This window comes from Vreelandella aquamarina (genome assembly GCF_900110265.1).
GTDB lineage: Bacteria > Pseudomonadota > Gammaproteobacteria > Pseudomonadales > Halomonadaceae > Vreelandella > Vreelandella aquamarina.
In genome coordinates, this window is sequence record NZ_FODB01000011.1 from 1 (window position 1) to 20738 (window position 20738).

The window sequence follows — 20738 nt, forward strand, 5'->3', positions numbered from 1 at the left end:
ACCTTCTGGTAGGTCCGCGAGACGCCTTCCTTCTTCGAGTTGCTGTTGTCCATGACGAAGGTGTCGATGTCCAGGCAGACGTGCGTCGTCTCGGCGGTGATCGGTGCTTCGATCAGTGACAGCAGGGTCGTGGACCAGGTGGCGGTGCGCGCCTGCAGGTCGTTGGCGGCAAGTTTCTCCAGCCGCTGTCGCAGCGTCGCCGCGCTCGGCACCTTCTGCAGGGTCAGCAGTTGTTGGAAGGGCTTGTCGCGGCGGAAGTTCTCGACAGCGTCATAGTCGCTCATGCCCAGACACAGCAGGCCCAGGTAGCTCTTGATCACGTCACTGGTGCGCATGCCCAGCCGATCAAAGTAGGCCACCGTTAATACATGATGGACTCCCGACAGACTGTTGTGCCACCAGCGACGACTCAACGCCGCCACCGATTGTGCTACCCTCGGCGTAGCGCCAAGACGCATCAGCTCACGATAAATCGTCTTACCCCGACGCCATTGCTTAAGGTGCAAAGCTCTTAACCGTCGTCGTATCCACCCGTCCAGCGACCGCCAGATACGAGGTGTTTGCGACAGCTTAAAGTAGCCTTGCCAGCCTAAAAGGTAGCGTCGTAGATAGGCGACGACCTGTGAGATACTGCGTCCGCCATTTCGGCGTGTCAGTTGCCTAATCCGCTGTTTAAATGCCCCCAACGCTTTTGCTGATATACCACGTCGGACATCTCCACCCTTAGCTTCCCATAGGGCGTAGCCCAGGAACTTGCGGCCAAACACGCTGGTGACCGCACTTTTGGACTCATTGATCGTCAAGCGCAGCTTACTGTAACAGCGACGCTCTACCCAATACAAACCCTAGGCAGTTAACGCTATCTCGCGCTGAAGACGCAGATACAGCAACGCGCTGGCGGTGGCTTCGCTGACCACGCTGGGCCAGGTTAATGGGGGCAGTTTCCATCGGGTAAGCGCATCACCAAGGCGGCTGCTGGCTTCGATATGAGGATGCAGCCGCCGTAGCTGACGCCCGTGCAGTTTAGCAATATCCACCTGCGCGTTAGGCAGCCCGAATCCCAGCACGTTTCGAAACAGCCCATTAAGCGGCTCAATGGTGTTCTCTAATTGCCACCCGACTAGCGGCCGATTGCCAATAAACTCCGCCAGCTCACTCAGACACTCAGCATCGGGAGAACGGGGCGAGTGCGTGGCATGCAACTGATGATGGCGTCGCAGAGTAGCAGGCGCCAGCGCCGATGATGCGACTAAGGTGGCCACCCACGTACGGCTGGTGTGCACTTGGCGCGGGCTTAGCACCACCGCCGCCACACTCATTACAGCGGGCTGAACGGCGCTTACCTGGCACGCCATGGCCACGGCCTCTTCCCCCATATAAGGCTGAAACAGCCAGGCATAGGGCGAGTCCGCCCAGCGACGGCGGTCGCTCTCACGCTGAAGCAGAGTGCGCAGTGAACCGCTGAACAGGGTCATATGTCGATCTAACAAGCGCATTCCGCTCACGAATACTCCAAATGGTAACGATGGGAAAGACGCTGCTTAAAGTCTTTCACGATGCGTAGGGCTTCACGCAACAAGTCCCGTTCTAGCGAAGAGAGTTCCTGAACGACCACTCGATTGGTGCGTTTAGGGTTGACGTTATCCAACTCCTGAAGCTGCTGACGAAGGCGTAGCTCGGTAAACAGCGCCAGCGCCTCGCCTAGATCATCAGCAAAGCGGCGGTCAAGCCGCCCATCGGCGGCCAAGGCATCTAAGCGGTCCAAGGTAGAGGTCGCATTAATGCGCCGCTCAAGGGCCATCGTACGCACACCGTGGACTATCGGAAAAATACCGCCTTTTTTGATATCAATACCGTGCTGGGGCTTTTTCAGCGAGCCAAATAGCGTCAGAGGCGTCGAGAAGCGCAGTGCCGCCCGGGCAAAGTAAGAGAGCAGCAGTTCATCGTGGGAGCAGCGCTCAAACAGCGCTTCACGCACCTGATCCAGTAGCGCCGGATTACCCGCCACGCCGTGGGAGTCCAATAGAATCGCTAGTTTCATCAGGCTATCGCCATCTCGGGCATTGACCCACTTAGTGATATTGTTTTTCCACTGGGAAACCGTACCCACCCACTCTGGGTTAGACACCATGATATTGCCGGGGCAAGGTGGATAGCCTAGCTGGATTAGCGTTTCCGTTAGAGTGTTCATCTCCTCAGCCACCGTGGGCCACTGGCAATCATCAGCTAAGATCAACCCATTATCTTGATCGGTTTTGAGGATCTGCTCGCCGCGTCCTTCGCTGCCCATCACCATTAAGCAGCTTTGGGTGTGGTACTGCTCAGGCACTGTGAAGCTCCACGCTTTGCTCATAATGCGCCCGTTCAGCGCCGCCAACAGATCCATGGCAAAACGCAGCTTTACGCCCTGCGCCATCAGCGCATTCACTAATTCCGGCGTACGCTGGCTAGCCGCCGCCAGCGCTTCCAGACTGCTAGCCTGCTCCACCTGCAGGCTGACCACGTAGCTACGGCTAGAGAAGAAGCTCAACACGTCCATTAGCTCAACGACGCCTTTAACACTCTCCCCTTCCATTACCACCACCCGCGCCACTTTATGGCGGGTCATTAAAATCAGCGCTTCAAACAGGTACTGCTCGGGAGCTACCGTGACCAAGGAGACGTTGGCCAGCGCTTCAACCGGTGTTGCCTGGGTGCAGTTACCCAATACCAACCCATTGAGCAGATCGGTTTTGGTCACCATGCCCAGGGCGCCTGCAGTAGCGACCAGTAGACTGTCCGCATGACTATCATGTAGCTGTCGAACAGCGTCATGAATACTCTTTGAGGCATCAATGAGCAGCGGCTCGCGCATACACTCATTCACTTTGGCCAGCATAAAGCCCGCCATGGTGACGCCGCCTTCAGCGCGTTTTTCGGTGAGCAGGCGCGCTTTGTGTGAGAGCGACTGCTTAAAGAACTGCTCAAACGGTGGATAGTGACGGCACAGTTGAGTAAACAGCGCTTTAGGCATCACATAGCACAGGCACTCTTGTTCAGCTTGGAAGCGGTAGCGGCTTTTGCCGTTGAGAATACTGATGGCGCCAAACAAATCGCCTGCGGTGTAGTGGCCAATGCGCGCACTAGCAGCAGGCAGGGTGGGATCAAGCTCGGCGACTTCTCCTTTATGTATCAAAAAAACCGACTCACCCGGCTGGCCCATCTCCAGAATAATTTCATCGCGGTCAAAGTAGGCAAGATCCATCCCGCGACGAACATGATCGCGCCCCGCCTCATCCATCAGCGTAAACGGTAGCTGGGAGAGATCCACTTCTACCATGGGCGACCTCGCTTAAGGGCAGGGGTTGGGAAGTAAAGCGAACGGTTTGACTACTTTTCAACTCATTCACTTATTATACTTTAAGCTATAGCGCTAACGTCTTAACGACGTTCGTTTAGCGACTAAAGTAGTGTCTTTTTTAAACTCTCTTAAAACGATTAAACATCACTCATTAAGGTAGCAAACATTACTTTTAACCGAGCCATAGACTATTGTCCTATCACTTCTCAGACGGCGTTTAAATATCGATGAAAAATCAATAAAAATAATGCTTTATATTCAAAACAGCCAATTTCACTGCCTTGCAAAGAGCACCTGATACCAAAGTCTGGGATTTATTTTTTGCAATTATTGCCCAGTATTATCAACGAGTCATACAGGGTAATCGCACGACACCTATCTAACGCACTTCAAGCCGCTGACGATAACTTGCCGATCACCCAATAACGACACAAGACGGCTTAACAATAAGAAGGTGACGTGCCTGGCAACGCTGTCTTACCGCCCAACACCCAGCGCGGTTTTCTATGCGGGGTCGCCCTGATGAACCAAACACTATCTTGAGTTCACTTTCCAACCCTAAAAATCACAACTGGAGAGCAACACAATGGCAGACGATAAATCCAATGCTGCTGAATACTGGAAGGCCAACGTCCGTCTGATCTTAGGATGCCTGGCGGTTTGGGCATTTGTCTCTTATGGATGCGCCATCCTCTTTCGTCCGCTTCTCGCGGGCATTCCCGTTGGCGGTACGGACCTGGGCTTCTGGTTTGCTCAGCAAGGCTCCATTCTTACCTTCATCGTGCTGATCTTCTTCTACGCCTGGAGAATGAACGCGCTCGACAAAAAATACGGCCTGGGGGAGTAAGCCAGCATGAGCCAGTTTGCAATTAACTTACTGTTTGTTGGCGCCTCGTTTGCCCTCTATATCGGGATTGCGATATGGGCGCGAGCGGGCTCCACCAAAGACTTCTATGTCGCCGGTGGCGGCGTACACCCGATTACCAACGGCATGGCGACAGCAGCCGACTGGATGTCGGCGGCATCCTTTATCTCTATGGCGGGCTTGCTCGCTTCTGGCGGCTACGCTAACTCCACCTTCCTGATGGGCTGGACCGGGGGCTACGTTATCCTGGCGATGCTACTTGCCCCTTACCTGCGTAAGTTCGGCAAGTTCACCGTTCCAGATTTCATCGGCGACCGCTTCTACAGTAACACCGCGCGTTTAGTGGCGATTGTGTGTTTGATCGTAGCCTCGGTGACCTACGTTATCGGCCAGATGACCGGTGCAGGCGTTGCGTTCTCCCGCTTCCTAGAAGTGAGCAACACCTGGGGTATCTGGATCGCCGCGTTTATCGTCTTCCTTTACGCTGTTTTCGGCGGTATGAAAGGCATCACGTATACGCAGGTTGCTCAGTACGTGGTACTGATCATCGCCTACACTATCCCGGCGGTGTTTATCGCCATGCAGCTTACCGGCAACCCAATCCCGATGTTCGGCATGTTCAGCACACATACAGAGTCCGGCATTCCGTTACTCACGAAGCTTGACGATGTGGTCAATGCACTGGGTTTCCAAGACTACACCGCAGACGTTGATAACAAGCTGAACATGGTGTTGTTCACTCTATCGCTGATGGTCGGTACTGCCGGTCTGCCCCACGTTATTATCCGCTTCTTTACTGTACCGAAAGTAGCCGATGCACGTTGGTCAGCGGGCTGGGCACTTGTCTTCATCGCACTGCTGTATTTAACCGCTCCTGCGGTTGGCTCAATGGCACGTCTCAACCTGGCTACAACCGTCTATCCAGATATGGCTGGGCAGGTGGAAAACTATGAAGAAGCCACTCTTAACCCCATCCTCTATGAAGATCGCCCTGACTGGTTCCGCACCTGGGAAGAGACTGGCCTGATTACCCATACTGACCTGAACAACGATGGTCGTATCCAGATGTACAACAATGCGGCTGATTTTTCTGATCGCGGCTGGGAAGGTAACGAGCTAGAAGTAAACAACGACATCCTAGTATTGGCGAACCCTGAAATTGCCAATCTCCCAAGCTGGGTAGTGGGCTTGATCGCAGCGGGCGGTATCGCAGCGGCACTCTCTACCGCAGCGGGTCTGCTCTTGGCAATCTCGTCAGCGATCAGTCATGACTTGATCAAAACCATGATCAACCCGAAAATCTCCGAAAAAGGCGAAATGCTGGCAGCACGTATCTCCATGGCCGGTGCGATCCTGCTAGCAACTTACTTGGGCCTTAACCCACCTGGGTTTGCCGCTCAAACGGTAGCACTTGCCTTCGGTATTGCCGGTGCCTCGCTGTTCCCTGCGCTAATGATGGGTATCTTCTCTAAGCGCATGAACAACAAAGGCGCAATTGCCGGTATGCTGGCAGGTCTGATCTGCACCCTGCTCTACATCTTCACCTACCTGGGCTGGTTCTTTATTCCGGGCACCAACATGCTGGCCAATACGCCGGATAACTGGATACTGGGCATTTCACCGCTCTCGTTTGGTGCTGTAGGCGCGCTGATCAACTTCGCTGTGGCCTTCGTTGTCTCTAACGCCACCGATGCGCCGCCGCAAGAAATTCAGGACCTGGTGGAAAGCGTACGCTATCCGAAAGGTGCTGGTGCAGCGGTTGATCACTAAGTCATAATCGTTCCACCTTATTGCGCCGTCGGCCAATAGCGAACGGAACCACCTTCCATCGGGCTTCCTTAGGGAAGCCCGATGGCTTTTCAGAAGGAAATAGTATGATTTGGCACTTAGTGGCCGCTGTGTTTGCAGGCCTTGCCGCGGCAGGTATCGGCCTATTGCTTCGAACAATCAGCCGTAAGCGGCTACCCAAATGGATCGTGCCGGTGTTTGGTGGGCTGGGCATGCTGGGTTATCAGGTTCAATTTGAGTATGACTGGTTCGAGCATAAGCAGCTGCAGCTGCCGGAAACGGCCCAAGTGATTTCCAGCGACACGTCCAGCAACATGTGGCGACCCTGGACGTTTATTTTCCCGATCACCACCACTTTTAGTGTGGTGGATAGCGAGAATGTACGCGCCCAAACCGTCGATGGCGATCTGGTGGCCGAGTTTATTCTTTACCAGTTTGAGCGCCGCCATACGGACCTGATCACCACGCAGCCCTACATCCTCAACTGCTCAAGCCGAGAGCTGATTCCGCTAAACCCAGAGACCGGGGACGCGGATCTCAATGAGCTACGCACACTCCGCGACACCTCACCGCTGCTGACCACCGTTTGCCAACTGGCCAACGAACGGCAGACGTAGCGCCTCCCCTTCGCCTAGAATGGAGCCCTTTGCTGGGCGAAGGTCGGTTTAGACGTGCTGTTTAGACGTACTGCTCAGTACGCGCTATTTAAAGGTACAGTTAAAAGTACGATTGGTGAGGAGACACTATGTTTCATGGCGGGCTGCTGGTCGCGGTGTCACTGCTCTATATTGCAGTGCTGTTTGGTATTGCCTGGTTTGGCGACCGGCGTGCACGCACTCACGGCGCTAGCCAGCGCCGCCCGATTATTTATAGCTTGGCGCTCGCTATCTACTGCACGTCATGGACCTTCTACGGCGCGGTGGGTCAAGCTGCCACCGCGGGCTGGTCGTTTGCCAGCATCTTCGTGGGGCCTATTCTGACGTTTTTGCTCTTCTGGCCTGTGCTGGCGAAGATGATCCGCGTTGCCAAGCACCAAAACGTCACCTCCATTGCCGACTTCATTGCCTCCCGTTACGGTAAAACCCAATCTCTGGCCGCTTTTGCTAGCCTGGTCGCCCTTGTCGGCACCCTGCCCTACATCGCGCTACAGCTAAAAGCGGTCTCCACCACGTTCAGCGTGCTCACCGACGCTTCCGATGTTACTCATACGCCACTGTTTGGCGATACGGCCTTTTATGTGGCAGTAGTGATGGCCATTTTTGCCATTCTATTCGGCACGCGGCATACCGATGCCACTGAACATCATGAAGGTTTAATCCACGCCGTCGCGTTTGAGTCATTGGTCAAGCTGCTGGCCTTTGTCGTGCTCGGCGCTTTTGTTACCTGGGGCATGTTCGATGGCCTGGGTGAGCTGATGGGGCACGCAGAGAGTCAGCTTGAACTTCAGCGCCAGCTCGCTAATCAGGATTTTGGCCAGAGCTTCTGGGCGCAGACCCTGCTCGCCATGCTGGCAATCCTGTGTCTACCCCGCCAGTTTCATGTGGCGGTGGTCGAGAACATTCACCCTAACGACGCCACTAAAGCACGCTGGCTGTTTCCGCTTTACTTGCTGGCGATTGCCTTTTTCGTAGTTCCCCTGGCCGCCGCTGGTCTGCTGCTGTTTTCAGAAAGCGGTGTGGAGCCCGACACCTATGCGCTCGCCCTTTCCATGGCCTCCGGCCAGCAGTGGCTCACGCTGCTCACGTTTATCGGCGGATTCTCTGCCGCAACGGGCATGGTGATTGTGGCGGCGGTGGCGGTCTCCATCATGATCTCGAACGAAATTGTGATCCCGGCGCTCTTCAGGCTGCGCTGGTTCGACACCAAAGCCAGAGACTATGGCCGTTTGGTGCTGCGCGCTCGCCGCCTCACTATCGTGGCCGTGCTGGCCATGGCGTACGGCTTTTATCAGCTGATTGGCGAATTCACCTCGCTGGCCTCCATCGGCATGCTCTCGTTTGCAGCGGCGGCCCAGTTTGCTCCGGCGCTGATTGGCGGGCTGTACTGGAAGCGCGGCAACCGCTTAGGCGTCATTGTGGGCATGAACGTGGGCTTTGCTATTTGGGCGTATAGCCTGCTCATGCCCGCCATGATTAACGCTGGTGTACTGCCTCAAGCGTGGCTTGCCGGTGGCCCGCTGGGGCTTAACTGGCTGTCGCCGACGGCGCTGTTTGGCCTGAACATGGGCGATGCCTTTACCCATGGCGTGATGCTTTCGCTAGGGGTCAATCTGTTCTGCTATATCTTTGTCTCACAGATCACCTCCCAGCGGGTAGTCGAACGCATTCAGGCGTCGCTGTTTGTGGATAGCGTCGAAACTCGCCAAACCTCCGTTAATCGCCCCTGGACAGGGGCCACAACGGTGGGCGATTTGAAAGTGCTGTGTGAGCGCTTCTTAGGCGCGGGCCAAGTCGACCGTGCCTTCGATGATTACGCACGCCGAGCGGGCAAGCCGCTGGACGATGGCACCCGCGCCTCCATCGACGTGATCCAATTCACCGAGCGGTTTCTCGCCTCTGTCTTGGGGGCATCGTCGGCGCGGATCGTGGTGAACTCTGCCCTTCAAGGGCGAGGCATCGGTATTTCCGATGTGATCTCCATCGTGGATGAGGCCTCCCAGGTGCTGGAGTTCAACCGTGCCCTGCTACAAGCCACCATCGAGAACATCAACCAAGGCATCAGTGTGGTCGACCAGAACCTGCGCCTAGTGGTGTGGAACCAGCGCTATTTAGAGCTGTTCCGCTTCCCCGACCACATCATTCGCGTCGGCGCACCGATGGATCGCATCTTCCGCTACAACGCCCACAACGGCGAGTACGGCCCCGGCGACCCGGAAGAGCACGTGCAGCTACTGCTGGATAACATTCGCGATGGCCAACCCCACCGCTACGTGCGCTACCGCCAGGACGGCAGCGTGCTGGAAGTACAGGGCAACCCGATGCCCGGCGGCGGCTTTGTCTACACCTATCAGGATATTACCCAGCAAAAGCGTATCGAAGAGGCGCTGATCCGCTCAGAAAACAATATCCGCATCTATACCGATAACGTCCCGGCGCTCATTGCCTACTTCGATAAAGAGAGCCGCTATCTCTTTACCAACCGCGCCTACGAGCAGGCGTTCAACATCGACCGCAACGCGGTGATTGGGCGGCGCTACGAAGACGTGCTGCCGGTGAAACAGGCCGAAGAACGGGTGCCCTGGGTACAGCGCACCCTGGCCGGTGAGCGGGTCAGTTTTGAAGTCTCCATGCAGGTCAACGACGCCATGCGCTATATGCTGGTGACCTACACCCCGCACTTTGGTGACAGCCAGTCGATTTTGGGTTTCTTCGCGCTGTATCAAGATATTACCGAGCGCCGCCAAGCAGAAATTGCCCTCAAAGAGACCAACGAAACCCTGGAAGAGCGGGTGCGCGAGCGTACCCAGGCGCTCTCCGAAGCCAACGCTGCTCTACGCCAAGAGAACCGCGTGCGTGCCGAAGCGGAGCAGGCATTGCGCCAGGCCAAACAGCTCGCTGAAGACGCCAACGCTTCGAAAACCCGCTTCTTGGCCGCCGCCAGCCACGACCTGCTGCAGCCTTTGAACGCCGCGCGGCTGTTCACCTCGGCGCTAATGCAGAACGTCACCGCCAGCGACACCCAGCGCACCATTGGCCATATCGATAACTCTCTTCAGGCCGCCGAAGAGCTTCTCGGCACATTGCTGGATATCTCCAAGCTGGATGCCGGTGCGCTGACGCCACGGCGCAGCCACTTTGCCCTGGCCGATATTTTCCGCCCACTACGCGCTGAGTTTGAGGTGATGGCCGATGATCGCGGCTTGGATCTTGACGTTGTGCCCACTCAGCAGTGGGTGGATTCCGACCCGCAGATGCTGCGCCGGATCGTGCAGAACTTCCTCTCCAACGCGATTCGCTACACTCAAGAGGGGCGCGTGCTGCTTGGCTGCCGCCGCCAAGGAGGGCGACTGCTGATCGAAGTATGGGACAGCGGGCCAGGGATTCCCGAATCCAAATTGACGGAGATATTTCAAGAGTTCCGACGCCTCGATCAGGTTTCCCGTCATAAAGAGAGTGAAAAAGGCCTGGGGCTGGGACTCTCCATCGCCGACCGTATGAGCCGCGTGCTGGATCACCCCATCAAGGTGCGCTCCTGGGAGGGTGTAGGTACGGTGTTCTCGGTCAGCGTGCCCATCGTTGCGGCACGGGAAGCGACGATAACTGATCATCAAGAACCCCACAGCCGCCGCAGCGGCAACAAGCTGGCAGGCACTCGGATCGTGTGTATCGACAACGAAACACTGATTCTAGAAGGCATGACTGCGATGCTCAGCGGCTGGGGCTGCGAAGTGTTTACCGCCACCAGCATCGGTGGGGCAAAGTCGATTCTACGCAATATGGACGGTGATCCTGACGCCATCCTGGCAGATTATCACCTGGATAACGAGATCACCGGCCTGATGGCGCTAGAAGCACTTAGTGAGCGCTTTGCAGGGGCCGTTCCCGGCATTGTCATCACCGCCGACCGTACCGAAGCCGTCGCAGAAGAGATCAAGCGGGCAGGCTACCAGCTCCTGCTCAAGCCGGTGAAACCAGCCGCCCTACGCGCACTACTCACTCGTACTCTCCAGGCCAGCCGCGCCAAACCCTAATACTAAAAAACAGCAGCGCCGCGCTTAGAAAAATCTAAGCGCGGCGCTGTTCACCTGCCGTTAGCCGTTACGACTCGACTTTTGGCGGCTCCACTTCCAGTTTCTGCGCGGCAATAACTGCCTGAGTGCGCGAGTGCACGCCCAGCTTGCGCAGAATGGCCGTCACATGGGCTTTAATAGTCGCTTCTGACACATTCAGCTCGTAGGCAATTTGCTTATTCAGCAGGCCTTCGGTCAGCATGTTCAGCACGCGAAACTGCTGGGGTGTTAGCGAGGCAATCGCCTCAGCAAAGCGCGACTCCTCTTCACTGGTCTCTTCCAGTACGTTGGCTAGTGCTTCCGGTAACCACACCTCACCCTGCAGAATCTCACCGACCGCTTCCGCGATCAGTTGCAGCGACGATGATTTAGGAATAAAACCAGAGGCACCGTAGTCGATAGCACGACGCACCACGTAGGGCTCATCGCTGCCGGATACGACGGCTACCGGAATATCCGGCATCTGCCCGCGCAGTTGGATGAGACCCGAAAAGCCGTGGGCACCAGGCATATGAAGATCCAGCAGAATTAAATCCGCATCGGGGTGTCGATTAACGACCTCAGTGGTGGCTTCCATGGTGTCGGCTTCGACAATCTCAGCCTGGGGGGCCAACTGGCGCAACGCCTGGGTGAGCGCTGCACGAAACAGCGGATGGTCGTCAGCGACGATAAACTTATGGGCTACTGCCATGGATATTCCTCCGGTTCCTCGAGCAGCGGGGTTGCCTGCCGCCGCGACGCTAGGCTCATACGGTTGAAGCATGGTACCCCATGGGCTTCATCATGCCCAAGCATCACATGCACAATTTGTTATTGGAACGTCATTCAAACAGAAACAGCGGTGCCGGCTCATGGCCGGCACCGCAACAGACTAACGCAGTTTTCCCTGATTCAATAAATCCAGGCGTGACGCTGGTCATTGAAAACAGCCCCCACAAGACGATTCATGGGGGTGCTTCCCTTACTGGTTGGCACGATGTTCGATCAGGTCATCGACCACCGACGGGTCTGCCAGCGTGCTGGTATCGCCCAGACCATCGCACTCGTTGGCGGCAATTTTGCGCAGAATGCGGCGCATAATTTTACCTGAACGCGTTTTCGGCAGCCCCGGCGCCCACTGGATAACATCCGGCGACGCAATCGGCCCGATATCCTTACGCACCCACTGGGTCAACTCTTTCTTTAGCTCGTCCGTGGGATCGATACCGTCGTTCAGGGTCACGTAGATGTAGATGCCCTGGCCTTTGATATCGTGGGGGAAGCCCACTACAGCCGCTTCGGCCACGGCAGAGTGCGCCACCAGCGACGACTCGATCTCGGCGGTGCCCATGCGGTGGCCGGAGACGTTCAGCACGTCGTCCACCCGGCCGGTGACCCAGTAGTAGCCATCCTCATCACGACGGCAGCCGTCGCCCGTGAAGTACATGCCGTCGTAGGTAGAGAAATAGGTCTGAACGAAGCGCTCATGATCGCCCCAAATAGAGCGCGCTTGCCCCGGCCAGGAGTCCAGAATCACCAGGTTGCCCTCGGTGGCTCCTTCGAGTTGGTGGCCTTCGTTATCGACCAGGGCAGGTTTGACGCCAAAGAAAGGCGTGGTCGCCGAGCCTGGTTTCAGGTCGGTGGCCCCTGGCAGCGGCGCAATCATGATGCCGCCGGTTTCTGTCTGCCACCAAGTATCCACAATCGGACACTTCTCGTTGCCGATCACGCGGTAGAACCACTCCCACGCTTCGGGGTTAATCGGCTCACCCACCGAGCCCAGTAAGCGCAGCGAATCACGCTTGCTGGAATCCATCACGTTGTCGCCATGAGCCATCAGCGCACGCACGGCTGTGGGCGCGGTGTAGAGGATATTGACCTGATGCTTATCGACGATTTCACCCATGCGGCCGTGGGTCGGATAGCTCGGCACGCCTTCAAACATCAGCGTAGTGGCACCGTTCGCCAGCGGGCCGTAAACGATATAGCTATGCCCGGTCACCCAGCCCACATCTGCCGTACACCAGTAGATTTCGCCCTCTTGATAGTCGAACACGTACTGATGCGTCATGGCGGCGTAGGTCAGGTAACCACCGGTAGTGTGCTTCAAGCCTTTCGGCGCGCCGGTGGAGCCTGAGGTGTAGAGAATGAACAGCGGATCTTCCGCATTCATCGCCTCAGCTGGGCACTCGCTGGACTGTTTGTCGACCAGCTCGTCAAACCAGATATCGCGGCCTTCCTGCCAGTCGATCTCACCGCCGGTACGCTTCACAACCAGCACGTTTTTGCACACATCGGTGCCGTCACGCTTGAGCGCAGAGTCGACGTTCTCTTTCAGCGGCACATGCTTGCCACCGCGAACCGACTCATCGGCAGTGATCACCAGTTTGGAATCTGCGCCGATGACCCGCTGGGCCACAGCGTCTGGCGAGAAGCCGCCAAATACCACCGAGTGCACCGCACCGATACGGGCGCAGGCCAACATGGCCATGGCCGCTTCGGGAATCATCGGCATATACAGCGTTACTGTATCGCCTTTCTGAACACCCAGCGATTTCAAGCCGTTTGCTAGCTGATTGGTGCGCTCGTAAAGTTCGCGATAACTAATATGTTTGGATTCGTTGGGGTTATCGCCTTCCCAAATAATCGCCGTTTGGTCGCCGCGCTTCTCTAGGTGGCGATCTAAGCAGTTCGCCGCGACGTTAAGTTCGCCGTCTTCAAACCAGCGGATATCGACGTTATCTCGGGCGAACGAGGTGTTTTTGATTTTGCTGGGGGTTTTAATCCAGTCGAGGCGTTTTGCTTGCTCGTCCCAGAAACCTTCTGGGTCGTCCATGGACTGCTGATACATTGCCGCATATTTATCTTTATCGGCCCATGCCTTGGCAGCGATGCTATCGCGCACTGGATAGACGTTTTTATGCTCGCTCATGAAATTGCCTTTGTCCGTGAAGTTGCACTCTCTAGAAAATGGTGTCGGCCTTATTATTGACTACACCGACGCGCGTAATCTTCACCTAGCATAAACCTGTCCTGAACGGCTTCCCTTTAGACATTGGTATTATCATTTTTTATTTTAAAAACAATGATTTAAAATAGCATCACAGGTTTTTAAATGCGCTGTAGACCAAGGTCTGATCACAATGGCGGCAACGATAACGACGCCCCTTTACCACCAAGGCATGACGTCTGGCGGTAAAATGATGGACCTGGCAGCCACACTCATACCGATAAGGACGCGGTTGGGAACGCTGAATATCAAAGCGGTGAGTCACCCGTGGCACCAAGCCAAACAGATTTCGCATCACCGACTGCCACTCGCGGCCGTGGGGCTTTAAGCGCGTGCCGTTGGCCAGATGAAAGACCAGCCAGTGGGCCATCTCGTGGGGAATCACTTCATCGAAGAAGGCCTGTCGATTGTCTTTCAACAGCACTGGGTTAAAGCGTAGTCCACCCCGCCCAAGATGCGCCTGCCCTGCTGAAGCACCTTTCAAATCAAACCATACCTTTGGGGCAGGCAGCGCTGGGTAGACTTCTCGGCAGCGTGCCAGGGCCTGCGCCACGCGCTCTTGAGCCGCCTGAAGCAGCGCGTCATGAGAACGCGACATGAGCTCATCGCGCGGCCAAGGGGGCAGTGGTGACGTCTTCATTAGTGATAAACTAGCCATTAGTAACGTTGCTCGATTGTGACGGATCGACAGCGGTTTTCAAAGATGACGTTGACCACGAGGCTCCCCATGGCAGAGCGCAATACCGTGACCGAAGCAAACTCGCCCGACAATGCCCCGCCTCAGCCGCTGCTTGATGATGAACAGCTCGACAGGCTGGATGATTTTCTCGATTCAGAGCAAGTGGGCGAAGATGCCCTCGATCTGATTTCAGCCCACGGCTTTCTAGTCGCCTTGGCGGTTGCCCCTAGCGAGCAGCCCACCGAGCAGTGGCTAGAGGAGCTATTCCAAGGCGAACCCAACTACCGCGACGCCGCCGAGCGCGAAGAGATCATCCAGCTGCTGACGCTACTGCGCGACAACACCATGGCGGTACTGGAGCAAGGTGGCCTACCGGAGCTGCCCTTCGAGCTAACGCTGGATGGCCTGCCCGCCGAGGAAACCCCTATTGGCGACTGGTGTGCAGGCTTTATGGAGGGCGTATTCAGCGACGAGAGCGCCTGGTTCCAGGAAGACGAAGAGGCTGCGGCCACCCTGCTGCTGCCCTTCATGCTGCTCTCGGGTCTGTTTGACGACGAACCCGACATGGCCGAGATGGCCAGCGACCAGGCCAATCAGGAAGCGCTGGTGGCCCAGCTGCCCGAACTGGTGCTCGACCTGTACCTGCACTACCGCGTACCCCCCGAGACGCCCAAACCCAAGCCCCGCAAGAAAACCCCTGCCAAGGGCAAAAAGCGCAAGTAGCCGCTACTTGAGCCGCGTCACCAGGCCATCCAGCGCGCCATATACCCACTCCCGGGCGCGCTGCCACCAGGGCCGCGCGGCCCAGGCATGGGCATCCACCTCTTGGCTGGCGGCAAAGTTACGCTCGAAAAGCGCCTGCACTTCGCAGGCAAACGCCGAGTCCTCGATCTCCTGATTGGCCTCTAGGTTCCAGTGTAAGTTCCAGTGGTCAAAGTTACAGGAGCCGAGGCTAACCCACTCATCGGCCAGGACGAACTTGGCGTGTATAAAAGTCGGCTGGAACTCGAAAATACGCACGCCCGCTCTCAGCAGCCCTTGATAAAAACGCTGACCCGCATAGCGCACGCCGGGGTGGTCGTGCTTGGCACCGGGCAGTAGCAGACGAACGTCGACGCCTCGCTGGGCGGCTCGAATCAGGCGACGACGCAGCGCAAATGTTGGCACAAAATAGGGCGTACATAGCCACAGTCGTTGGCGAGACTGGTGGACTCGCGCGTAGAGTGAGTGCCGAATGGCCTGGTAGCGATAGCCACGCCCCGAGATGACCCTGCCCCTGACACCCTCTTCGTGCGGCTCGGCTACCCGCGCCTCCGGCAGTGCCAGACGCGGCCCTTGCGGGGACGCATAGCGGGTCAGCCGCGAACGCCACAAGCGACGAAACAGCGCCTCCCAGTCGGCCACCACGGGCCCTTCGACCCGGGCGGCGATTTCGTACCAGGCCTCCAGGAATTCATCCACCGCGCCAAACCCGCCCGTGAAGGCTACCTCGCCATCCACCACCACGATCTTGCGGTGGTCACGGCTCAGGTTGCGTGCCAGCGAGTGGAAGCCAATCGGGTTGAACAGCTGCAAGGCCACGCCCGCTGCCTGCAAACGTTCACGGTCGCTTCGCTCCAACCCCATGGCGCCATAGCCATCTAGCAATAGATAGGTTTTCACCCCTCGCCGCGTTGCGGCTGCTAACGCGTCAATGACTTGGTTTGCGAGCTCGCCGGACTCCATCAAATAGAGTTCCACCAGCACGTAGTGCTGCGCCTGACTCACCGCCTCAAACATCGCCGGTAAAAAGCGCGATGCTTCCGGCAGCAGAATCACACGATTTCCTTCTCGCCACTCGTGCTGCATAGAGACTCCTTCTCTTGCTACGCTGCTTCATCCACGCTCAGCGGCTGAGTGAACGATGAACGTACAGATCGTAGCGGCTCGTTTTGCCTTCCAGCGTGTGCTGCGGCGCAGGCCCAGCAATGGGCGGCGCCTTACGCGGGCGTTTCACCACCACGCGGTGGGTTGCCACCTCCAGCGCCGCTGCTAATAAGCGCGGGGCATCGTCATCATCCCCGGCCAGCTCACGAAACACGCGCATCTCTTTTTTCACCAGCGCGGACTTTTCGCGATGGGGGAACATGGGGTCCAGATGAATGACCTGAGGCGCAAACTCAGCATCAGCGATGAGAGCTGCCAACTGTTCCGCGGCGTCGCCATGGCGAAGTGCCATTCGCCCGGCAATCAATGCCGTTTCATCTGCGCTAGCGGCACGTTCAAGGCCATCTTGCAGCAGCGCCGCAATGGCTTCGACCCGCTCAATCATTAGCACCTGCGCGCCTAGGCTTGCCAACACAAAGGCGTCGCGGCCAAGGCCTGCTGTGGCATCAACCACGCTCGGCGTGATGCCCTTGGTAAGCCCGCAGGCTTTGGCCACCAATTGCCCACGGCCGCCGCCGAACTGACGGCGGTGCGCGGCCTTGCCCGAGACAAAATCAACGCTGAGCGGCTTGCCGTACTGGCGCTCATCCCCCGCTAAGGCAAGCTGACCATTCACATACCCCAGGGTTAGCCCTGGCGGCAGGGCCACCTGTGGCACCGGCTGGCTCATGCCGGTTTTTTCCAGGCAACATTATTGCGCAAGTACACCGGCTGCGCTTCATGGGCCGCCCGGCCTAAGCCTGCGTCCAAGTCGCGGGCGGCCAGCCAGGCCATCTCCTCTGCGCGCGGTTCTAAGTCCGTGAGATGTTGCGACATACTGGCCTGCACGCCGACAGCAAACTCATCCCACAGGCTAAAGCCCGAGCCTACGCCCACCCAATCGGTCTCGTCGGCCGGCAAGCGGAATGCACCGGGCGCGATGACGACCTCGTCACTTTGTAAGCTTAGGGTATCGTTCAAGCAGTGCCAGGTGGCCGCATACACTTCGCCCATGCGCGCATCCAACGCGGTGACTACATGGCGAAAGTGATAACGCCGATGCGCTTGTAGCGCGAGCGCCTCCAAGGTCGAAATGCCGAGCAGCGGGCAGTCCAAGCCAAACGCCAGGCCTTGGGCAGCACCGGCCGCAATGCGCAGGCCGGTAAACGAACCGGGACCACGCCCGAACGCAATGGCGTTCAGCGCTTGAGGGGCAATGCCCGCATCAGCGAGCAGCTCATCCACCATCGGCATCAAGCGCTTGGTGTGCGCGCGTGGCGTCATTTCATAGCGCGCCAAACAGTCATGCTGACCGCTTGCTTGGCGGAGCAAAGCCGCAGAACAGGCGCTGGAGGAGGCATCCAGTGCCAGAAGGTATAACGACGACATAGCGGTGTTGCACTCCGTAAAAATAGGCCTCTAGTATACCGTCACACGCCTGAAACGACGATGGCCCGCAGGAAGCCTGCGGGCCATCGTGACACGTGACGCTGCGGCGCGCTTAGCTCAGCGCTTCTTTCACCTGGCGCGTGATGTCCGCCACGCTGCCCACGCCCTCTACGCGGTGGTATTGGGGCGCGGCGGCTGGGTCCTCTTTCGCCCACTGTTTGTAGTATTCCACCAGCGGCGCGGTTTGGTCGTGGTAGACCGACAGACGATTGCGTACCGTAGACTCTTGATCGTCTTCACGCTGAATCAGCGCTTCGCCGGTCACATCGTCTTTGCCCGGCTCTTTGGGCGGATTGTGCTCAACGTGGTACACGCGACCTGAGGCCGGGTGAACACGGCGACCTGCTAAACGGCTGACGATCTCTTCGTCCGGCACGGCAATTTCCAGCACGTGGTCGAGTTTCACACCGCCCTCTTTCATGGCGTCTGCCTGAGGAATGGTGCGCGGGAAGCCGTCAAACAGGAAGCCATTCTCACAGTCGGGCTGGCTAATGCGCTCTTTGACCAAGTCGATGATGATATCATCCGACACCAGACCACCGCTGTTCATAATCTCTTTGACCTTTAGGCCCAGCTCAGTGCCGTCCTTGATAGCGGCGCGCAGCATATCCCCGGTGGAAATTTGGGGAATCTTAAACTGCTCACAAATAAACTGAGCCTGAGTCCCCTTCCCCGCGCCGGGGGCACCCAACAGGATTAAACGCATGGCACTGCTCCTTGAATGATCGTCTTGAATGGTAGTGATAGATGAAATCAATGAACTGACAATAACCGTGCCGTTCAGGCGACACAACTCCCCAAAAGCCTGAGAGCACGATTATTTTGTGTTTTTTTGAGCAAAAACAGCAAAGTGGCCAGCGTTAGTACTTTGGTCACCCTGTTTGCGCCAAGCCACCGTTTACGCGGCTAAGCCGTTATAAACACAAGCGGCGCCCGAAAGGGCGCCGCTTGTGGCTTGCTCTTATGTCCGCTTACAACAGTAAGCGACGGATATCGGTGAGCACGTCCGCCAGGAAGGCGGTGAAGCGCGCTGCATCCGCACCGTTGATCGCGCGGTGATCGTAGGAGAGCGACAGCGGCATCATCAAGCGCGGCTGGAAAGCACTGCCATCCCATACCGGCTTCATCTGCGCTTTCGATACACCCAAGATCGCGACCTCAGGGGCGTTGACGATCGGCGTGAAGGCCGTGCCACCAATCGAACCCAGGCTCGAAATGGTGAAGCAGCCACCGGTCATCTCTTCCCGCTTGAGCTTCTTGGTTTGCGCTTTCTTGCCCAGCTCCGCCATCTCCTTGGCAATCTCAATCAAGGACTTCTTATCGGCGTCGCGCAGCACGGGCACCATCAGACCGTCCGGCGTATCCACCGCGATACCGATATGGACGTACTTCTTCCACACCAGCGTATCGCCGTCGCCTTTCAAGCTGACGTTGAACTGCGGGAACTTGCGCAGTGCAAAGGCACAGGCCTTGACCAGGAAGGGCAGCGGCGTGAGCTTGGCTCCCTGGGCTTCGGCTTCCGCCTTCATAGCTTTACGGAAGTTCTCAAGCTCGGTGATGTCGGCTTCATCGAACTGAGTCACATGGGGTACGTTGAGCCAGCTGCGGTGCAGGTTCGTTGCGCCCATCTTGAGCAGGCGACCCATCGGCTTCTCTTCCACTTCACCAAACTGGCTGAAGTCGACTTCCGGCACGGCGGGGATACCTGCACCACCGCTGGCAGCAGGAGCGGCTGCCTGGGCTTTGCCCTGGTTCGCAATGGCTTGCTTAACGTACGCTTGTACGTCCTCTTTCAGCACGCGGTCTTTCGGGCCGCTGGGCTTCACGAGGCCAAGGTCGACACCTAGCTCACGGGCCAGCATGCGTACTGCGGGTCCTGCGTGAACCAGCTTGCCGTCACGCGGCTTATGCGCGGCCATTTGCGCTTCGGGGCTGGGAGAACCCGCCGGAGAAGCCTGCTTGGCGCTGGGTGCGCTCTGCGGCTTGCTATCCGCCTTTTCAGGAGCTGCTTTTTTGGGTGCGGCTTTCTTGGCACCCGCGACTTCCATATAGCCGATCACGTCACCTTCGGAGACCGTATCACCCTCTTTGACGGTGAGCTCCAGAATCTTGCCCTTGAAGGGGCTTGGCACGTCCATGGAGGCCTTGTCAGACTCCAGAGTGATCAGCGGGTCTTCGATGTCAACTTCATCGCCAGCGGCAACACCAATTTCGATAATCGGCACGTCAGAAGAGCCCGACAGATCCGGCACGCGAATCTCTTTGCGTTCGGGCTCGCCGCTGCCGCCCTCTTCTTCGGCCGCATCGTCTTCGGCGTCGGCAGATTGGTTAGCGGTGGCAGACTCGTCAGCCTGCTCAGGCGCGTCCGCGTCGTCGGTATCGTCACCTTCGCCCGCGATCTCCATCTGGCCAATCACGTCGCCTTCGGAAACGGTGTCGCCCTCTTTCACCGTTAGCGACACGATCTTACCGCTGTGCGGGCTAGGCACGTCCATGGAAGCCTTGTCAGACTCCAGGGTGATCAACGGGTCTTCAGCGTTGACGTCATCGCCTTCGCTCACGGCGACTTCGATGATCTCGACGTTATCGGAGCCGCCAAGGTCAGGCACCTTGATGTCGACGGTCTGCTTGCCACCGCTGGCTTTCTTCGGCGCAGGGGCCGCTTCTGGCTGCTTGGCGGGCGCGTCGGCTTCGGGCTGGCTGTCTTCTGCGGCGGCTTCTGGCTCGGCATCGCTCTCACCGCCACCTTCCACTTCCAGCTCAACGATATCGTCGCCTTCGGAGACTTTATCGCCCTCTTTCACCAACACTTTGACCACCTTGCCGCCTTTCGGGGCCGGTACATCCATGCTGGCTTTGTCGGATTCCAGAGTGATCAGGGTGTCTTCCGCTTCGATGACGTCGCCTTCTGACACCGCAATCTCGATGATTTCGACATCGGTATCCCCACCGATGTCGGGAACTTTGATGATTTCGCTACTCAAGGTCGCGCTC

15 protein-coding genes and 2 pseudogenes are annotated in these 20738 nt (G+C 57.5%); 5 read left to right on the forward strand and 12 right to left on the reverse strand.

Annotation, left to right across the window (positions count from 1 at the left end):
- The 4 genes and pseudogenes from BMY49_RS17535 to BMY49_RS04455 form a co-directional block, all read right to left on the reverse strand.
- A pseudogene (locus BMY49_RS17535) lies at positions 1-341 on the reverse strand (IS1380 family transposase); the annotation flags it as partial.
- 123 nt (positions 342-464) lie between these two features.
- Positions 465-767 (reverse strand): annotated as a pseudogene (locus tag BMY49_RS17720) (group II intron maturase-specific domain-containing protein); the annotation flags it as partial.
- A gap of 78 nt (positions 768-845) precedes the next feature.
- On the reverse strand, positions 846-1496 hold the full coding sequence (locus BMY49_RS04450) for a 3'-5' exonuclease family protein (protein WP_089674987.1): 651 nt from the start codon (positions 1494-1496) through the stop codon (positions 846-848).
- A gap of 5 nt (positions 1497-1501) precedes the next feature.
- Positions 1502-3319: a putative nucleotidyltransferase substrate binding domain-containing protein gene (locus BMY49_RS04455; protein WP_074211534.1), complete on the reverse strand. Its 1818-nt coding sequence runs from the start codon at positions 3317-3319 to the stop codon at positions 1502-1504.
- Between the two features lie 607 nt (positions 3320-3926).
- Here BMY49_RS04455 and BMY49_RS04460 point away from each other — a divergent pair.
- The 4 genes from BMY49_RS04460 (at position 3927) to BMY49_RS04475 (ending at position 10683) form a co-directional block, all read left to right on the forward strand.
- Complete coding sequence (locus BMY49_RS04460; protein ID WP_074211533.1) at positions 3927-4187, forward strand: DUF4212 domain-containing protein; 261 nt, start codon at positions 3927-3929, stop codon at positions 4185-4187.
- Positions 4188-4193: 6 nt separating this feature from the next.
- A complete protein-coding gene (locus BMY49_RS04465; RefSeq protein WP_089674989.1) occupies positions 4194-5975 on the forward strand; it encodes a sodium:solute symporter family protein in 1782 nt (593 codons plus the stop codon).
- A gap of 104 nt (positions 5976-6079) precedes the next feature.
- Positions 6080-6610, forward strand: a complete 531-nt coding sequence (locus BMY49_RS04470) for a hypothetical protein (protein WP_062374854.1) — start codon at positions 6080-6082, stop codon at positions 6608-6610.
- Between the two features lie 128 nt (positions 6611-6738).
- Positions 6739-10683 carry a NahK/ErcS family hybrid sensor histidine kinase/response regulator gene (locus BMY49_RS04475; RefSeq protein ID WP_089674992.1) on the forward strand — a complete coding sequence of 1315 codons (3945 nt, stop codon included), beginning with the start codon at positions 6739-6741 and terminating at the stop codon, positions 10681-10683.
- Positions 10684-10750: 67 nt separating this feature from the next.
- Here BMY49_RS04475 and BMY49_RS04480 read toward each other — a convergent pair whose 3' ends face one another.
- The 3 genes from BMY49_RS04480 to BMY49_RS04490 form a co-directional block, all read right to left on the reverse strand.
- On the reverse strand, positions 10751-11413 hold the full coding sequence (locus BMY49_RS04480; RefSeq protein ID WP_016916171.1) for a LuxR C-terminal-related transcriptional regulator: 663 nt from the start codon (positions 11411-11413) through the stop codon (positions 10751-10753).
- A 270-nt stretch (positions 11414-11683) separates the two neighbouring features.
- Positions 11684-13633, reverse strand: coding sequence for an acetate--CoA ligase (gene acs, locus BMY49_RS04485; protein ID WP_089674993.1), 1950 nt, complete (start codon positions 13631-13633; stop codon positions 11684-11686).
- Positions 13634-13802: 169 nt separating this feature from the next.
- Complete coding sequence (locus tag BMY49_RS04490; RefSeq protein WP_044628722.1) at positions 13803-14351, reverse strand: SprT family zinc-dependent metalloprotease; 549 nt, start codon at positions 14349-14351, stop codon at positions 13803-13805.
- Positions 14352-14438: 87 nt separating this feature from the next.
- Between BMY49_RS04490 and BMY49_RS04495 the strand changes: the two genes are divergently transcribed.
- Positions 14439-15113 carry a YecA/YgfB family protein gene (locus BMY49_RS04495; protein ID WP_058577146.1) on the forward strand — a complete coding sequence of 225 codons (675 nt, stop codon included), beginning with the start codon at positions 14439-14441 and terminating at the stop codon, positions 15111-15113.
- 3 nt (positions 15114-15116) lie between these two features.
- On the opposite strand, the gene BMY49_RS04500 is transcribed toward BMY49_RS04495, so the two are convergent.
- The 5 genes from BMY49_RS04500 to aceF all read right to left on the reverse strand — a co-directional run bounded on the left by BMY49_RS04500 (position 15117) and on the right by aceF (position 20728).
- A complete protein-coding gene (locus tag BMY49_RS04500; protein ID WP_089674995.1) occupies positions 15117-16238 on the reverse strand; it encodes a phospholipase D-like domain-containing protein in 1122 nt (373 codons plus the stop codon).
- 37 nt (positions 16239-16275) lie between these two features.
- Positions 16276-16986, reverse strand: coding sequence for a class I SAM-dependent methyltransferase (locus tag BMY49_RS04505; RefSeq protein WP_044628725.1), 711 nt, complete (start codon positions 16984-16986; stop codon positions 16276-16278).
- On the reverse strand, positions 16983-17684 hold the full coding sequence (tsaB, locus tag BMY49_RS04510; RefSeq protein WP_062362230.1) for a tRNA (adenosine(37)-N6)-threonylcarbamoyltransferase complex dimerization subunit type 1 TsaB: 702 nt from the start codon (positions 17682-17684) through the stop codon (positions 16983-16985). Before tsaB ends, BMY49_RS04505 begins: the two co-directional genes overlap by 4 nt.
- 112 nt (positions 17685-17796) lie before the next feature.
- Entirely contained in the window at positions 17797-18450 is a 654-nt protein-coding gene (gene adk / locus BMY49_RS04515) for an adenylate kinase (protein WP_062362226.1), read from the reverse strand.
- A gap of 265 nt (positions 18451-18715) precedes the next feature.
- Complete coding sequence (gene aceF / locus BMY49_RS04520; RefSeq protein WP_044628728.1) at positions 18716-20728, reverse strand: pyruvate dehydrogenase complex dihydrolipoyllysine-residue acetyltransferase; 2013 nt, start codon at positions 20726-20728, stop codon at positions 18716-18718.
- Between the last annotated feature and the right edge of the window lie 10 nt (positions 20729-20738).

Coding starts and splice junctions, on each gene's coding strand:
- BMY49_RS04480 (WP_016916171.1), bottom strand. CDS start 11,413: ATGGCAGTAGCCCATAAGTTTATCGTCGCTGACGACCATCCGCTGTTT.
- BMY49_RS04455 (WP_074211534.1), bottom strand. CDS start 3,319: ATGGTAGAAGTGGATCTCTCCCAGCTACCGTTTACGCTGATGGATGAG.
- BMY49_RS04505 (WP_044628725.1), bottom strand. CDS start 16,986: ATGAGCCAGCCGGTGCCACAGGTGGCCCTGCCGCCAGGGCTAACCCTG.
- adk (WP_062362226.1), bottom strand. CDS start 18,450: ATGCGTTTAATCCTGTTGGGTGCCCCCGGCGCGGGGAAGGGGACTCAG.
- acs (WP_089674993.1), bottom strand. CDS start 13,633: ATGAGCGAGCATAAAAACGTCTATCCAGTGCGCGATAGCATCGCTGCC.
- BMY49_RS04500 (WP_089674995.1), bottom strand. CDS start 16,238: ATGCAGCACGAGTGGCGAGAAGGAAATCGTGTGATTCTGCTGCCGGAA.
- BMY49_RS04490 (WP_044628722.1), bottom strand. CDS start 14,351: ATGAAGACGTCACCACTGCCCCCTTGGCCGCGCGATGAGCTCATGTCG.
- BMY49_RS04470 (WP_062374854.1), top strand. CDS start 6,080: ATGATTTGGCACTTAGTGGCCGCTGTGTTTGCAGGCCTTGCCGCGGCA.
- BMY49_RS04495 (WP_058577146.1), top strand. CDS start 14,439: ATGGCAGAGCGCAATACCGTGACCGAAGCAAACTCGCCCGACAATGCC.
- BMY49_RS04475 (WP_089674992.1), top strand. CDS start 6,739: ATGTTTCATGGCGGGCTGCTGGTCGCGGTGTCACTGCTCTATATTGCA.
- tsaB (WP_062362230.1), bottom strand. CDS start 17,684: ATGTCGTCGTTATACCTTCTGGCACTGGATGCCTCCTCCAGCGCCTGT.
- BMY49_RS04460 (WP_074211533.1), top strand. CDS start 3,927: ATGGCAGACGATAAATCCAATGCTGCTGAATACTGGAAGGCCAACGTC.
- BMY49_RS04450 (WP_089674987.1), bottom strand. CDS start 1,496: ATGCGCTTGTTAGATCGACATATGACCCTGTTCAGCGGTTCACTGCGC.
- BMY49_RS04465 (WP_089674989.1), top strand. CDS start 4,194: ATGAGCCAGTTTGCAATTAACTTACTGTTTGTTGGCGCCTCGTTTGCC.